This window comes from Pseudoalteromonas luteoviolacea NCIMB 1944 (genome assembly GCF_001625565.1).
Lineage (GTDB): Bacteria > Pseudomonadota > Gammaproteobacteria > Enterobacterales > Alteromonadaceae > Pseudoalteromonas > Pseudoalteromonas luteoviolacea_F.
In genome coordinates, this window is the sequence record NZ_AUXS01000018.1 from 46,583 (window position 1) to 63,860 (window position 17,278).

10 protein-coding genes are annotated in these 17,278 nt (G+C 41.5%); 3 read left to right on the forward strand and 7 right to left on the reverse strand.

Annotated features, from left to right (window positions below):
• The first annotated feature begins 347 nt into the window (after nucleotides 1-347).
• On the forward strand, nucleotides 348-830 hold the full coding sequence (locus N483_RS07305; protein WP_023401411.1) for a MarR family winged helix-turn-helix transcriptional regulator: 483 nt from the start codon (nucleotides 348-350) through the stop codon (nucleotides 828-830).
• A gap of 47 nt (nucleotides 831-877) precedes the next feature.
• Complete coding sequence (locus N483_RS07310) at nucleotides 878-1,843, forward strand: MBL fold metallo-hydrolase (RefSeq protein WP_023401410.1); 966 nt, start codon at nucleotides 878-880, stop codon at nucleotides 1,841-1,843.
• Nucleotides 1,844-2,094: 251 nt separating this feature from the next.
• Here N483_RS07310 and N483_RS07315 read toward each other — a convergent pair whose 3' ends face one another.
• Nucleotides 2,095-5,280: a nitrate- and nitrite sensing domain-containing protein gene (locus N483_RS07315; protein ID WP_023401409.1), complete on the reverse strand. Its 3,186-nt coding sequence runs from the start codon at nucleotides 5,278-5,280 to the stop codon at nucleotides 2,095-2,097.
• A gap of 541 nt (nucleotides 5,281-5,821) precedes the next feature.
• Between N483_RS07315 and N483_RS07320 the strand changes: the two genes are divergently transcribed.
• On the forward strand, nucleotides 5,822-6,073 hold the full coding sequence (locus tag N483_RS07320; RefSeq protein WP_155735405.1) for a hypothetical protein: 252 nt from the start codon (nucleotides 5,822-5,824) through the stop codon (nucleotides 6,071-6,073).
• 558 nt (nucleotides 6,074-6,631) lie between these two features.
• Here N483_RS07320 and N483_RS07325 read toward each other — a convergent pair.
• The 6 genes from N483_RS07325 to N483_RS07350 form a co-directional block, all read right to left on the reverse strand.
• On the reverse strand, nucleotides 6,632-12,664 hold the full coding sequence (locus N483_RS07325; protein ID WP_023401407.1) for a DNA repair ATPase: 6,033 nt from the start codon (nucleotides 12,662-12,664) through the stop codon (nucleotides 6,632-6,634).
• Between the two features lie 93 nt (nucleotides 12,665-12,757).
• Nucleotides 12,758-14,857 carry an SPFH domain-containing protein gene (locus N483_RS07330; protein ID WP_023401406.1) on the reverse strand — a complete coding sequence of 700 codons (2,100 nt, stop codon included), beginning with the start codon at nucleotides 14,855-14,857 and terminating at the stop codon, nucleotides 12,758-12,760.
• 154 nt (nucleotides 14,858-15,011) lie between these two features.
• Nucleotides 15,012-15,620 carry a hypothetical protein gene (locus N483_RS07335; RefSeq protein WP_023401405.1) on the reverse strand — a complete coding sequence of 203 codons (609 nt, stop codon included), beginning with the start codon at nucleotides 15,618-15,620 and terminating at the stop codon, nucleotides 15,012-15,014.
• Between the two features lie 56 nt (nucleotides 15,621-15,676).
• Nucleotides 15,677-16,000: a hypothetical protein gene (locus N483_RS07340; RefSeq protein ID WP_023401404.1), complete on the reverse strand. Its 324-nt coding sequence runs from the start codon at nucleotides 15,998-16,000 to the stop codon at nucleotides 15,677-15,679.
• Nucleotides 16,001-16,005: 5 nt separating this feature from the next.
• Nucleotides 16,006-16,698 (reverse strand): PspA/IM30 family protein, encoded by a 693-nt coding sequence (locus N483_RS07345; protein ID WP_023401403.1) that lies wholly within the window; start codon nucleotides 16,696-16,698, stop codon nucleotides 16,006-16,008.
• A gap of 15 nt (nucleotides 16,699-16,713) precedes the next feature.
• The gene (locus N483_RS07350; protein WP_023401402.1) at nucleotides 16,714-17,124 is read right to left on the reverse strand and encodes a YjfI family protein; all 411 of its coding nucleotides are present in this window, start codon (nucleotides 17,122-17,124) and stop codon (nucleotides 16,714-16,716) included.
• Between the last annotated feature and the right edge of the window lie 154 nt (nucleotides 17,125-17,278).

Consider the following 17,278-nt stretch of genomic DNA (forward strand, 5'->3'; position numbering starts at 1 on the left):
CTAGAGCCAGTTGTTATTTTTATAAAAACTATACATAACAAGTAAAATAAAGCCACCAAAAAACAATAATGGTGTAAGTTTATTAATAACTTAATTTTCCTAGCTAAAAGCCACTGACTTATTTAAAAATTTAGAGAGAGAATTAAATAACGATTCAAGTCATTCCCCTTGGCTACTTACATCAATCATTGAACTGACAAACAGCGAACTTCAACCAAAGTACTCCAGCCAACCGACACCCAGCCAATTACAAACCTTGCTTTAAATCCGAACAATCTATACAAGTACTTGTATAATTTCATGCTCGTGTTATTGTACAAGCACTTGTATAAATTGAGTGTACTTTAATGAGTTCTTATTTTGACAACTTGGACAATGCGTTTTTGGCTCACTTTTGCCGGCGATTGTCAGACTTAATCAGCGAGCAAGGGACTAAAATTACTGAAAGCTATGGTGTTACCACCCCTAGTACCGCTATTTCCAGCATCTATTTTCTTGAACAAAACCATGGTGTTACAGTAGCTGAACTTGCGTCAGCATTAGAGGTAACACATCAAATGGCTACGCAAAGAATCAACACACTTGAAAGTCTCGGTTTGGTTTGCCGTAAACCCAACCCTATGGACAAACGAGCAAAAATGATTCACTTAACAGATCTGGGGAAACAAGAAGCAGTCAAATTAAAGCCTCTTACAAAAAACATGTCTCAAGTATTCAATGAGTTAAATCAACAGATAGAATGCGACATTGTGGCAAAAGTACGTTTAGCTGAGCAAGCATTGATAGACAAACCTCTTTTACAGCGACTAAATGAATTACACAACCGATGAAAGCGAAGATTTATAAAAATCGCAATTCTCTGTCATAGGGAGCAAATATGAAAGCTTACGCATTTGTTATACTTTTCTTGATAACCGGGTGTTCCACACATGGAGCACACTTTGTTGATGCCAAACCAATGAGCAATGATCTGCTCACAAGTTCAGTGCTAAGTAAACCTAACTGGCACCATGGCGCAAAAAACTGCTCACTCTCACAGCAAGCACCTCACGATATTTATCAACATGATGAAAGTACTTTTATAATCAGACAAAATAAATGCTTAACTTTCGAAGCCCCATTTATTTACGTTTTGGCTGGAACGAAATCCGTATTGGTACTAGATACGGGTGCGCTTGATCAAGACTCTTCCTACAACTTGTATCAAGAATTAGAAAAGCTGTTAGGTAAAAAACATCTTTCAAGCAAACAGCTTTTAGTGCTCCACTCTCATGGGCATAGCGATCATTTCCAAGGAGACTGGTCATTTTCGGGACAGAAAAATGTGACTGTAGTCAATCCTGAAAAGCAAGCATTACACACATTTTTTGAATTTGACGAATGGCCAAATGGTGAAAAAACCATAGATTTAGGTGATAGGCAGATAACCGTGCTACCAACACCTGGCCACCAAGAAGAAAGCATCAGTTTATATGATGAAAAGAACAAATGGCTTCTCACGGGTGACACCTTATACCCTGGCTATATCTATATTAAAGATTGGGCATCCTATAAGAACAGTATTGATAAACTCGCTAAATTTGCAAAAAGCCATGAAGTCAAAGCAATATTGGGTGCCCATATTGAAATGAAAAACAAACCAAAACTCTATTACCCAATTGGCTCTACTTTCCAACCTGATGAGGCCCCATTAGAATTACATGCCAACCACCTCTATGCTCTTAACAGCGTGCTCAAAGCTCAAAAATCTCCTGAGGAGCTAGTTTTTGATAGATTCATCATTAAGCCTATGAGCCTCTTTCAAAAAACACTGAGCAATCTCATCAGGTGGTTCAGTGCATAAAGCATTGTCTGAAGGGCTTGTGTAAACTTTACTGTGAGGCCAGCTGCTAAACCGCAAGCCTCACTTTGAGCCGAACACTTGGCAAGCCAAACCTATTGAAAATGCATTTAAATATACCTTCAATTAACACCGCAACTGTCGGCAGGTTTAAACCTCAAAAAACAACCGCTGACAATTGTGCCAGCTGTTTGCGGGCACTAACCTAGCCTGCTGTGATTGAATTCCTTGTCCATCGAAATTACGGCCCCAAATCAGTGCGTGTGACTAATTAGGTTTTGTGCAGTCACTTCATTTACTTTGGTTGTAAAACCACTTAGTTTTCGCTTCATTTCTCCAGCTTGTTCAGACATTGATACGGCGGTCGCAGACGCTTCCTCAGCCATCGCGGCATTTTGCTGCGTCATTTCTTCCATTTGTAAAATCGCCTGATTAACTTGCTTGATCGCGCTGTTTTGCTGGTCGGAAATAGTTGCAATTTCAGCTATCATTTCGCTGGCGCTCTGTGCCGCATTAACAATTTGGCTCAGTGTATCTCCTGATTGATTAACTAACTGCGTCCCTACAGAAATCTTATCTACGTTAGCACGGATCAACTCTTTTATTTCTTTAGCTGCTGTTGCAGAGCGCTGCGCTAGGGCTCTTACTTCCCCTGCAACCACAGCAAACCCCTTACCTTGTTTGCCCGCTCTCGCGGCTTCAACCGCTGCATTAAGTGCTAATAAATTGGTTTGGAAAGCAATTTCATCAATCACACCTATGATGTCAGTGATCCGTTCACTGGCTTGGTTAATTTCATTCATACTATCTACGGCATCACCAACAACTTTGAAGCCGCTTTCAGCCTGCATTTGGGTATCAGCTGAGAGTTGATTTGCATTTTGTGCTTTGTCAGCGCTACTGACTACAGACTCAGTAAGCTCTCCCATCAGAGAACGAGTTTTTTCTAGCGCCGTTGCCTGTTGCTCAGTTCTTTGACTCAAGTTTACCACCGCACTGGACAAATCATTCGAAGAGTTATCCGTTTGATTTGCACTTGCCATTACTTGTTCGACTACTGAAGAGAGCCTGTTTAGGCTTGTATTGATTGACTGACTCAGTAAAGCAAAGTCACCAGCGTAGACATCGCCCATTTGCTGCGATAAATCCCCCTTTGCTACCTGCGTCATGACCGACTTACACTCATCCATCGGTGCAACAACAGCCTCTAACAAGGTATTCACGCCAGTAATGATCTCTTGAAAATCGCCCTGATGTTTTGAGGTGTCTGCTCTGGCTGCCAAATCGCCATTGCTCGCCGCGTCTGCAAGCGAATTTGCATCATCAATCAATTGACCCACCGCATCAATACAGGTGTTGAGGTTTTTCTTGAGCAATTCAAAGTCACCATTATATTGCTCGGTAATGTGCCCGGGAATATCCCCGCGTGATATGGCTTCTACGACGTTGGCCGCTTTCGTCAATGGCCCGACCATCGCATCCATCATGTCATTGACACCAGTAACAATTTTCCGGAAGTCTCCATTGTGCTGAGTCAGGTCTACTCGTTTTTTCAAGTCACCAGCCACAGCTGCATTTGCCAAGCCGTTTACATCTTTTATCAACAAGCCAACAACTTCAATACAGGTATTCAAATTGTTTTTAAGTAACGCAAAATCTCCCTGATATTGCTCTTTTATCAATGCGGGCACATCGCCTTTAGAGATGAGGTGTACAGCTTCTGCGGTTTTTTTCAAAGGGCCAACTATAGCCTCTAACAGCTCATTAATCCCCTCGGCAAGCACTTTCATAAACCCATCAAAATGAGCGCTATCAATACGCGTATTTAGCTCGCCTCTGGCTGCCGCTTTAATTACTTTTTGGATCTGGGATTCAGCATCTCGTTGTTGAGTAAGATCTTGCCACTCTAATACAACCCCGAGTTTTTTTTGCTCTTCGCTTATCACGGGATTGAGAGTCAACATCAGGGACTTTCGACCCAATTTAAGCTCTTCGCTGAACGTTTGACTCAAGTTACTCAACTGTTGTGACAACGCCGTCGGAGAGGGATGCAATTTGCTCGCATCCGATCCGATAATATGTTCCGCATTAAAGCCAGAGAGTGATTCTTCAATTGCAGTTTGGCTTTCTGTAAATAGGGCCTTTGAGGCATTGTTTTGGTAAATAATGGTATTTCGCTCATCGGCAACCATCACATTCGCTGAAACATTATCTAATGCCTGCTTCAGTCGGTTATTTTCAGCAGCTTGAGTACGCTCTAACTCCATTCTTTCTTGCAGCTCTCGTCGCGACTTAAGCAAGCTAGACTGCATACCACCCAACGCTTCAAGTAATTGACCAGATTCATCTTTGGTGTCCGCATTGATTTTATTTTCTAAATTTCCTTTCGAAATCTCTTGAGCAATATTCACAGCGTTATTGATGGGGGATGTGATCCGTTGCAGTACAAAAAATACAAAACCCAGTGTCAGCGATAGAGACACAACCATAAGTACAACAGCAAAATAAACATCTTGGCTAGCTTGATCCAATGACTTGTTTGACAGCGTGGCAAGGTTGCCAGACAACTTATCTGAAACCGTTTTCAACAAATTTATCTTCGCTGTTTGCATCTTAAACCAGTAAGCCGCATCTATGCCAAAATTACCCTCATTCACTTTGGCAAATGCAGCATCACGCATCTTTTGCGTTTCAGTCACTGCTTCATTCTCCATAGTAGCGAGGTAAAATCCTTTATTGTCTTGCGAAGCCAGACTTAAAAACACTTCCATGTAAGTATCCTGAACCGTGATCAAGTTTCTAAGCTTCTCATACTGCCCTGGCTTAAACCTGTTTTCTGCAAAAACGGCGGTAAACACCGCACGCTCAACACCAGCTCGCTCTTTACTGTTTAAAAAGTTACGGTAAGCGGTCGCCGCATTCACAATATCGCTTTGTGTACTCAATTTTGCCAAAAAAGTTATCGTTGACAAAAAAGCACCATTAGATCGCGTGTAATAGCCAATAGCCTCGCTTGTCGATATAGAGAAACTGCTGATCTGTTCACGCACACCTCCCAGTTGCTTTTTCATTGCAAGTGCACTGTTTAGTTGAGTGGCGAATTCACTATCAAACTGATTTACATTAAACTCTTTTAAAAAATTGCTTAAACGGCTGGCAGCTTTGTCCGTGTCTTCTCTTTGCTTGGGTAACACGTCAGAGAACTTAGCGCCTTTACTACCCAAAAACCCGGCAGTTGCTCCGCGCTCTTTTTGCATTTCATGGACAAATTCATTGGCCAGTACAGATAACTGGGTCAGCAGTAATAGCTTGGCATTTTCTCGCTCAAGCTGCTGACTTTCAAATACTTTATCTATTGCCAATGCAACCATAAACACCAAGGGGATTAAAGCAATTGAAAGCAACTTCCAGCGGAGTTTAAGATTGTTAAAAATACGCATATATCATTCCCTTTATGATCAGAACAATCAATATTCTATTGGCAAATTACGAGTATAGTTAGGAATTACAAGTGCTTCAATGTAGGGTAAGCATTAAATTTTAAAAGTGTTTTAGGCTCGCACATAAACGAATTACAATACCTACAACCTTCACATTCGTATATAGACGTCAATTATAATTATCATACAGACCACGATTTACACGCCTTTTAGACATTGTTAATGTCTATGTAAGTCTGATGCAATTTATTAAATAAAAAAATATTCATAGGACTCTAACAGGCTATATAGAAATTGCTTTAGCATTATTTTATATAATAAAAAATGCAAAAGGAAAGACAAGAATCTAGCCAAGAAAAAATATAGTAATTTCAAAAAATAAAATAATAATGTATGGCTTTATCTCAAAAAAACATACTCAATACTGTATAGGTAAATGACATTCGTTAAATACTAAGGTCTATATTGACCTTAAACATAGTTGCAGTATAGTTACAGCTGAACAAATAATAGACAAACAAGGACAGTGAAAATGAAAAAAATGATGCTTTCTACGATTGTAAGTGTGGTCGTTGCAATCACTAGTTATTCCGCACATTCAGCTACTACAGTAAGTGCTTGGGGTGGAGCAGAACATTTAAATTATGACACCGCCAGAGGGGGAGCAATACTCAATTTGAAACGTCGCTACCCCAATGTACGTAATGTACGCGTCACTCAATGTTTTAGAGTTACTTACCCACCAGCATACAGAAAAGGTGTCGTGACCTGCGAAGCGGTTGGAGAAATCTAGTAAGCTTATATGAAAAGTAAAGGGCGTTAATTGTAAACGCCCTATATGATATATTTGTTCAAAAAACACCATCAATAACGCGAAGTCGTATTTAAGTAGCGACTTTGATCTGGATATTTACCTCACAGTATTCCAAAACGGGATTGCACCCACTTTCAAAGTGTAGAAAATATAAGTTGAATTTTTTATATTTTAGATAAGAATTTAACGCGGACTAATTCAACCACCCATAAACCCTTTCTTAATTTTAAGATTCCATTTAGGTAAAACCTAAATATAAAAATTAAATAAAGTAAAAAGCAATTAAATAATCTTACCTATCAAGCTCATATTATCTATATCCGCGTCATTTCATTTTCTCATCATGAGTGATATGTCTAACTGATGGATATCCATGTAGAAATCCACTCCATTCCAATGCGGCGCTTGTTGCTTTGTTAACTACTCAAGCACTCAGCAATAAAGTAGTGAAACTTTGTTTCTCTAACCGTGTTTATCAAGAAATTAAAAGCGATGCTTAATAGCATCGCTTTTAAAAGGTGTGGTAATTAAGCAAGTTTATAGCATATATGGATTATCGCTATTTTGTGATGACCCCTGAGCTTTTGCTGGCAGGCTTTCAATGCGTGCCAGACGCTCTAAAATAACATCAACTTTTCGACCCAAGTTTGGATCAATATCACTCGATTTTTCAGCATGCTTCATCAATTCAGGTAAAGTGCTGCTTACTAACTCACTCAAAGCGAGTGCGACCTCTTCACTGGGTGTCGTGCATTGCTCAGTATTATTTTTAGCACTGAATTGCGCGATAACTTGGCTCTGCCCTGCTTCAATCGCTGTGCTCAACTGATGAGCTAAGCTACTTTGCCCTTGTTGAATATTGAGATTCAGATCCGCAAGTGCACCAGCAGTATCAGGCTTGTCTGCAATCGCTTTCAAGGCGCTGTTAATATCTGCAAGCAGCGCTGACTGTTTACTATTGTGCTCTGCTGATCTTTGCTCCTTAATTGACTCTGCTAAATCTGTCAATTTCTGTGTAAGCCCTTCAGCCAAAGCCTGCTGCCTAGTTGCTTGTTGCGCTACAAACTCTTCTTGAGTTAAGTTTTGCTGAGTCAGCGCATTGTTTACGTTGGCCAGTTCTAAAGCCAGTTTAGTAAGCTCGGTACGTTGATCTGACATCGCTTCGAGTTGTAGTTGCGTGCTGTGCTCTGTGGAGCGCATATGGCTATCACGCTGGCGGTTCAGAGCTTCTGTAACTTGCTGCAACTCTTCTGATAACGCAGTTTTCAAATCTTGTTGAGATTTAAGCGAGTTATCGGCATTTATAGTAGCTAGCTGAACCTGTTCAGATCTTTGCAGATGTTCATTATTTAAAGACTCGGTCAATTGGTTTATGGCTTGGCTTACTTTGCTTGTCAGCGCTTCATTTGTATCTGCATCACGTGCATTATGCATGTCGCTTTGCGTTAGTTTCTGCTGATGTTGCTCTGCTAACTGCGCTGAGAGTTGTGCAAATGATGAAGTGAGCGGAGACTGTTGTGCACTGTGCTCAATCACCTTTGCAAGCGCTTGTAGACTGCCATTTGTATCTTGCTCACCAACTGCGCCGTTTAACTTCTCTAATAGCGCTGAGTAATTGTGGCTCAGCTGGTCTTTGTCTAGTTTCGACGCGATACTGGTTAACGACTCATTCAACTCACCTAGCTGCTCAACCGCGAGTAAAACAGGACTACCTGCATCATTTGCTCTATTGAGTAGCGCATAGTCATCTAAAATTTGCTGCCAACGTTTGGCTTCTTGCTCACAAAGCGTGTTGCGAAGTTGCGCCAGTTTAAGTAAGTTTTCCTCACTGCCTTTACTTAGGGTTTGCGCCTCTCCTCGGTAATGATCTTGAATAAGGTTTTCTAATTCCTCATCATTCATCGCCGCAACAACTTTCTCTGCCATTTTGTTCATATTGCGATAGCTACCTTGTAACTTAAATGGCGGCTCAACACGATAGTCATCATCTTGTGCAGCCGACGCAATATATTGAGCATTCACTTTTAATACAGTGTTTCGGATCTGGATCAGCTTTTGCAACACGGAAACAATTTCATTTGCTTGAGCTTGAGAATAATTGTGCTCAAGTTCATTCAGTGAGATATCTTCTCCCTCGGCAATGCGGACCAATTTATACAGGTCTTGCATATTGCGATTGGCTAATGGCGCAAGCACTGCATTGGAAGTCAAGGCGTTTTCAATGAAGCTCATCGCAAACTCTTGCTCACACCCAGATAAGGTATCACCCAAATTGTATATATCGGCACGGTTGGCCAACATGTCTGGTATTTTAAAGCTCTCACCCGATTCAGTATATGGGTTACCGGCCATTACAACTGCAAATTTTTTGCCTCTTAAATCGTAGGTTTTACTGCGGCCGTTCCATACCCCATCAATTCGCCTTGATCCGTCACAGAGGGAAATAAACTTTTGCAAAAACTCTGGATTGGTATGTTGAATATCATCCAAATACAACATCACGTTGTTGCCCATTTCGAAGCTCTGGTTGATTTTTTCGATCTCTTTTGCAGCGGTTGCATTCATCGCTTGCCCGGGATCTAAAGACACCTGATCATGGCCAATTGACGGACAATTCACTTTCACAAAGGTTAGACCCAAGCGATTTGCGACATATTCAATTAAAGTCGTTTTACCATAACCTGGGGGAGAAATTAGCAGTAACATCCCCATTAAGTCTGTGCGTTTGTTATTGCCTGACGCGCCTATTTGCTTTGCAAGGTTGTCACCAATAATTGGAAAGTAGACTTTATCAATCAACTGGTTTCGAACAAAGGAACTCAAGGGTTTAGGCTTAAACTCATCCAATTGTAATCGCTCTTTTTGCTCTGCCAAGATCTCCGATTTGATCTCGTGATAATGACTAAATCCACTTACATGTGTAGACAAATACGTCTGCGTCCGAGCAAAGAACTCAGCGTAGTCAAGCGTTAAAGTTTGCTCATTGATACGGGTATGTTGACCTAGCAATCCAGTCACCTGATTTGAAACCGTGACATCTTGAGGTTCAAATTGCGTCTGATTCAGCTGCTGCAATAATACAACGTTTGCCGAATCAATCAGTAAATCAGCACTTACTTCATCATTTTGCTGTTGCCCATAAGCATTCAACCAACTAACCATCATGATGGCTTTGTCTTGTAGATGTTCAAGGGCGCCTAGCGTATCTTGCAAAGACGCCGAAAAACCTTTACTTCTCGCCATACTATTGAACTGCTCAGCAACTTTTTTGACTTTGCTAGACATCACAAAGCTGAGCTCTTTTTTGCTTTGCGCGAGCTCTTTAATTAAATACTCTGCGCTCAATTGTCCCGATAAAGCTGATACATATGGTAAATAGCGACTTAAACTAGATTGCGCAAACCCTGTTATTTCATCACTTAATTGCCCTGCTAATTGGGCCTTGAAGCGCGTATCTCCCAATACCGTTTCCATTAATTGTGCTTGCTTAGCTTGCTCAGACCACTGAACCAAAATTCGAGTATCGCATTGACTTGCAAATAATTGCGCAACAACACGCGCTGACGTTGGATAAATCAATAAACCAAGTGCCTGCTTTTGAGCCAGTAAATTTTGCAGTATTAAGGTCGCATCATGATCATGAATGCCTTTTTCATAGCCCTCTTGGTATCTCGGCTCTGCAAACTTTTGCACCAATAAGAGCAATGTTTCGTCGGCAATCGCTTGTTCAAGCTGGCTATGCGTCAGAGCATTTAACGGGTCATTTGCCGCACTCAACACCTGTGCAGCTAAGAATTCACCACGGTAAATATCGGTATTTTCAGAAACTACATTTTGTTGCCAATAAGGTCGATATGACAAAAGCGTGTCACGAATACTTTGCTCTTGTACTGGCTCAAAGTACTCAGTGCCAGTGAGATGAAACATCAGATCCTCATCACGAGGTAGCAAGGTGAGATCTAACAGCTGCTTGTTGACACCAAAACTGTGTTTGCCGATTTTGACCGAATTGCCACCATCGCTATAGATATCCTGCTTGTCTCGCAGTGAACGGACACCTTGGTCTTTGCATGCTTTGAGCTTAGCTTGAATATCATCCGCCTTGATCCCATCACCAAGCTCTTTGAGTTCTTGGGTCAGCCCCCGCAGCTTACTTATCATCGGATCTGACGCAAAATAGCTGTTGATTTCATCTATTTCGGAGAAGTTTTGCGAACGCCTAGTCACTCCTTGTAAAATGCGCTCTGCGGCATTGGCTAGATTGAGTGCTCTGCGCTGCCTCTCTTCTATCAGCTGCTGCTTATGCGCCTCAAAACTTTCGTATACATCATCGCGTTTGGCCATGATCTCCGCAAGATATTCGTCATACTCGCTAAACTGAGATTCAAGCTCTTCAAGCTGAATAAGTAATCTTGATAGCTGCTCATCGCATTGCTCTGGTGTACGAGCATTATTTAAACTGCTGGTGATACTTTGGCTAAAGAGTTTAAAACGCGCCGCAAATTCCGCTTTCGCTTCAACACTGCCCAAACTTTTACGGCGAATTTCAATGCTGGCTTTAGCGCGATTAACCAAACCATACACGCCACTGACATCTTCAAGAATTTGCGTTCTGATCCGACTATCGTCAATTTCCAGATCAAGCATCGTATGATTGAGCAAGTCCAGTTCACTTCCGAGTGTATCCAGCTCTTTCAAAAAACCGTTGAGTTCACTAACGCTCTCGCTTTTTTCACTCAGCGCTGTCAACTCATTTAACTTGCTTTGATAAGGTGCTAGCGCTGTATCTTTTTGCAAAAATTGTGCTGTTGCTTGACTCAAGTTTAAGAACAATTCATCTAGCTGGGCTTGTAATGCGGTAAGCCCTTCGACGTCAATATACTTTACTTCTTCAAGGCTGATGATTTTACCTTTTAAAAGCTTAAGTGACTCTAAGCCTGTGACAAACTCGGTTGTGAGTTTAAAAGCGTCCGGTCGAATATCTTTGGTTGCCGACTTAAATTCAGCGTTAATATCCACTAAAGCTTTTTTCGCAGTTTCCTGAATTTGACTGACTTTTTCAAATTCGTCCAACACTTGCTCAGAGGTTTCAAATATTTCGTGCAGTTGAGCATTAAGAGGGGAAAAGTCCGGCTCATTTAGCCAATGGTAGCGATCTAAAATGCTGCGCGTTAGCGATATAAGACTTTCATAGTGAGAGATATTTGGGTTTTGCTCACTGATCGCTTTGCAAACACTGTATAAATCTGAAATACCACGTACCAGATCTGGATTGCCAATTTTACCCAACATGCTGGTTGGTGTTGGTGCATTCGCTGCAAATTCTGCCGAACAAAACGGACTGTCCCACACTTGAATTGGGTGGACTCGCTGAGCTTCTTCTTTTTCAGCTTTAAAGGTGATGGTGAGTCCATCGTTGTATACCCCATATCCATGACAATATATTGGGTTTTGGAGGTTCTTTTCGATCAGGTTATAAGCAAATAGCGCATAGCGCCCTTCACTTGGTTCATAAAAGACGTATAAAACATCTTCACCATTGGGGGATTTAATTTGTTTGTGGAATTCGAGGTTGTCAATGTGGTCTTCAAAAGAGCGAGTTTGCCCTGATTGCAAATAATAACCGCCTGGGAATATGATACCGTGATCATCGGGTAGTTGAACACATGCATCCGCAATTGCATCTTGGCGGACCACGTTTTCAGTTACACAGTTGAAAATAAAGTAGCGCCATACCTTTTCTCTATAAGGCAGCACCTTAAGTAGAATAATTTCGCCTAGCTGGGCATATTCAACGCTGCAATCCGCCAACGACTGGTTTTTGTCATCGACAGGTTCTGCGTATATCCCTTCGCCACTTTCGGTGTTATTTTCAACCTTAATAGTAAGGTCGCCACCGACCGCCTCTACAAATACCTTGTCGAGAATATTAACATGGGGATGGCGCCCCTCTACATGGTCACTACGATCAGTTTTAATCCATTCAAAGTCATAATCTTGGTCACGATTTAAATCGCGTTCACCACGATTATCAATATAATCTAAGGTATTGTCTGCCGCGATTTCCCAGCGAAACACGCGAACATCGGACAGTTTATCGCCTATTTGAAACAACGCATAAAGCTTGCCGTTTTGTTGAAATAAGTGTTGCAGTTTTGATTCTTTGTAATAGGTATAGAGTTCGTCAAAATCTCTTAAGAACCGCTCATTGGTTAAGAACTTTGTTTCGTTTGGGTAAGGTTCTACTTCGTAATGATCATCTTGGTTTACGAGCTTTTGTACGGTAAATACATCACCTACCTGTGTGTTTTTTTTGAGTCCTAAAAACACATTGTAGGCAAATATCAGCTTGTCGCCGATCAGTACAATATCTCGTGGTATGCAATTATGTTCAGTTCTTACCCTAGCACGCCCTTTGACTTTAATTTCAGTACTGCCAAAGGTCTCTATTCGGTTTTGATTTAGTAAATCGATGTCTTTGCGTAACTGAGCACCAGAGTTACTCAAACGACGCTTGATCAGATCATATGATCCCTGCTCTAGTGCGACATTATTTTCAGAGTCCGCCATAGTCTACTGTCCTGTGGTTCATGGAGGGTAAATAGAAAGGTACGCTGAATGCACGCCCGACCTGCGTGCATTCATAGTCTTGTAATAACGCTGTTAGCTTTGCTCGTTTGACTCTACTTGTTTTGCATTGCCGTTAAGCGTACTGCCTAACAAGTTTAAAAGCTGTTGCTTCTCAGCATCACTACTATTGCCTAACTGGCTGAAAAACTTGCTCATAGCTACGTTTTTCATGGTCTCTGACGATGCGTTTGCACCACTTAGCACTCCTTTAAGATCATCCATGATATTTCTGTCGCCGTTTAGATGATCTTTAAACAAAGTTTGAACCGTATCGCTTTCTCCCACTAATCCATCAATAGATTTTCCGAGCGTGATCGCTTTCATAAATTGGTTGAAGAACTGGCCGTCGCCCCCCATGATGTTAATGTCTGCATTGCCCAGCGTCTTAGCCAGAATTTCAGATTGATGCGCGGCAATGTCTTTTTCTGTATCCAGCTTGGCCAACGTAAGCTCTTTTTGCTGATTAAGTTGAAGCGTAAAGCTTTCGTAATCTCTTGCTGACTGGTCCATCGCATTGAGTGCTTCAAGCTTTTCTTCAAGACCTTTTGCTTCAGCTGACATACGACGCTCAAGTGTCGATGCTTCTGCTTCCCCTTGCTTTTCAATTGCCTCAGCCATCGCAGATTGCACTTCTGCCTCAGCAAATCCGATATCACGTTTACCTTGCGCTTCAGCTGCCAGTTTTTGCTGTAGTACTTGCGCTTCTGTTTCACCCTGTTGCGCATTCGCTTGCGCTTTGGCTTTGATCACTTCCGCTTCAGCAAGGCCAGCTGCTGCTTTTTCAGCGCGCTCAGCTTCTGCTAATACCTTTTTCGACTCCGCAGTTTGATTCGCTATACGCAGCTCGGCTTCCGCCATTTTTTCTAGCTCGCGTGCTTTAAATTCTGACGCTTGCTCCTGTGCTTTAGCTGCTTCAATATCCTTCACCAGCGCTTCTTCTGCTTCCGCTTTGGCCTTGATCACAATCGCTTCTTTTTCACGTTCCGCGGCTGCTAGCGTTTGAACATCTTTAATGCGTTCCTGCTCTTCGGCAACGGTTTTTTCTACCGCAACGCGATCTCGCTGTACTTCTGCGATTTCTTTGCGCTCCACTTCCAATGCTTTTTCTTTATTGATGCGCATGATTTCAGTTTCTTTCTCCCGTTCAATCACTTCAATTTCACGAGAGCGCGATACTTTTTCTTCTTCAATGGCAAGCACGCGCAGACGGTTTTGCTCGGCAATATCTATTTCACGCTGTTTGTTTTGTTCTGCAATTTCAATGGCTTCATCCGCTTTTAAGCGAGCATCTTCCGCCTTCATACGCTCTTCTTGTTTTACCCGTTCAGCTTCTGCGGTTTCTCTAGCTCGCACAGTTTCGATTTCGCGTTGTTGCTTCGCTTTTGCATCTTCTTTTTGGCGTTCAATCTCTAAAGATTTTTCAAGTGCTGCTTGATTTTGGATCTCAATCTGCGCTTGTTCATCACACTTTAGCTGGTTCGTTTGCACATTCTGCTCTGCGGTTTTCTCCGTGATACGTCGAATACCTTCAGCATCTAATATGTTGTTTTCATCTAGCTTGTGAATTGATGTTTGCTCAAGGTAGTCAATCGCCACGTCTTCGAGCGTGTAACCTGATAAATCTTGACCAATCACTTCTTTAATTGCATCTCTAAACTGGTTGCGATGAGTAAACAGTTCTTCAAAATTCATTTGTTTACCCACAGTTTTAAGGGCTTCTGAGAACTTAGCTTCAAATAACTCTTGTAGTGTTTCAGGTTGTGACGCGCGGGCACAGCCAACTTGTTTAGCAACGCGCAAGATGTCCTGCTTATTTTCATTTACACGGATATAAAAAGTAATGGCGATATCGGCACGAATATTATCCTTACAGATAAGGCCACTGTTTTCTCTGCGCTCTAAAACCATGCGCTTGGTTGAGATATCCATAACTTCCATTTTATGAATGACGGGGTAAACTATCCCACCTGTTGTGGTTACGTCCGGCTCATTCTTCATTTTGTTAATTATGAGCGCATGCCCTTGATCCACTTTTCGATAAAACTTACCGATGATTAAAATAATCGCAAATATAACACCGATAGATACGCCAACGATTGTTAAAATAGGTCCGAGATTATCTAAAAATTCCATGTGTGTTCCTAACTAATATGATTATTCCAAGCCATGGCTTAATGTTGTTTTCAAGTAGAGCTGCCACAGCGATTTTGTGCCATATAAAACTAAGTTATCTTGGCCGTTGTTTATGTGTTAATTGTTAATGATGTATTGTGTTCTTGATGAGGTACTACCAAGGCTTCTCGACAATGAGATAGCTATTTTTAGCCACATCATGCTCAATCAATAAGCCTGTATCACCTAAGGAAAACATGCCCTCGTCCTCTGAACGCACTTCTATTAGCTGCTCTGTTCCTTGAAATTGCACTTTTGCTTGACCAAATTGTGTATTCACTTTACTTGTCGCAATCACGCACTCCAAACCGATAAAATCATTCTTAGAGGCGGTTTCTTTGCTGTCAAAAAAGCGTCTTAAAGGCCTAACTAACATGGCTGTTAACGGGATCGATACAACAAAACATCCCAGCATCATCGCGCCACCTAAAAGGTAGAACATAACTCCATCGCCAAGTGCGTATGCAAACAGTTGATGCGCATAAAAACTTGCTATCCAACTGAGCAGTACAACTAAGCTAATTGATATAGTCAGAGGTACACCACCAAAGCCCATTTGCATAATGGAGTCACCACCACCATCAGCCTCTATCTCAACATCTCCTTCAAGCATATCAATGTCTGCAAATCCAAGCAGTGCGATTAACCAAAAGCCGATGACGATGAGTAACAAGGTGGTGAAAACCACTGTTGGGAAAGTAAAAATAGTATTGAGAAAGTCCATAATATTAAATATTCCTATGCATTAAGGGCCATTCAACCGCAAGTGCGCTTTAAGGTTTAACCATTAGCATCTTTTACGTGTTGAATCAGTAAATCGGCGACTTTTTGCTTTACTACACGCTTGTCAGCATCAGGGATCTCAAAACGATGTGCTAAAAGTGCAATCTCTTCATCACTTAGATTGAAACTTAACCTCTGACGGGTCTTTTTTGATTTAACTTCCAATCCTAAAATGCGCCTTATCATGTCAGACGGTGTCAACTCTTCGTCAATTGCACTTTTTTTAATAAATTTTTGCACTTCAGAGCTGAGGTCAAAAGCAAGTTGCGTTGCTCGAACCGCCTTCTCTTGCTTTTGCCAAGTATGTTTATTATCACTCATCCGTGTTACTTATTTTGTTTTGCGCGAATTCGGGCTAGGACGTCGGCACCTTTGCTAGCATCTTCCCCGATACCCGCTTCACGCATCTTGTCATGTAGAGATTTATCGTTACTTTCATCAGCGAGTTGCTGCGCAGCGTCTAACTGATCTTGCCTGTCCATTTGGCGCTGTTTTATGCGCTCCAATGACTGTTTTGCTGATGCCATTGCTGAGTCACCAGAAGTCATTGTATCGTTGACGGCCATCGTAGCTTTTTGCACACTTTCTGTTGTTTTAACCATGCTTAATTGACGCTGGTTTTCAACGATGGTTTTTTCTGCTTGTTTAATTTGCTCTTTTAACTTTGCGACATTAGCAGAAAATGTATTGAGTATTTGTTGCTGCTCTGATTTTTCTTGTTCAAGCTCGGCAATTTTTCCCGCGATTTCAAGAGCGAGTGACTCTTCATCCTTATCCAGTGCCTGTGTTGCATAGGTTTCATGCTTGGCGATATCATCTTCTAACGCTTTAATAGCACGTGAGGTTTGTATTTCTTTGGCCATCACTTCTGTTAGACTACGCTTGGCCTCACTCAAAGCATCCTGTGCATCTCTGATCTCTTGTTCAAAAATTCGAATAGCATTCGCATCTACAATACCTTCACCCACTTCATTCACACCGCCTTTTACCGCAGTAAACAACTTCTTTAAAATACTCATATTCAATACTCCTTGTTATTCAGTCAAATAATCACTTATCGCGTCCAAAGCATCAATTGAATTGGCAGACAAGGTGACAATTTCATGGCCTAATTGTTCTAAGGTAGAGTTGGTAGAAAGCGCGCCAAAAATTGCGTATTTGTTGTCAATTTTAGCGAATGCACTAAGGGGCATGGGCACGTTCAAGCGTAATAACGTATCGTTTAGCTCTGCGTGTTTGTCAGCACTTATTTCTTGCTCTGTAAACAAGTAACAAATACACAATACTTGCTCTTCTGTACGTGTTACAAAAATAGGAAGCTCATCGTTTCCATCAACGATTACCTGTAGGACTTCTTGTCCAACATTGTTGATAAAAAACGACTCAAAACTGGCACCTTCAGTTTCATATTGCGAGAGTTTAATAGAAAGCTCATTTAATTCCATGTAACAGATTCCTTATGTCAAATTGGCATTTATTTAGCTAATAAAGCCTGTTTGTTTGTATGAGTTACGTACTTAGGTTTGCACGCTGTGACATATTATGTCAATAGCATTTTTGATAAAAACGCAAGTTTATTTGTTTATTTGGCACTCAAGT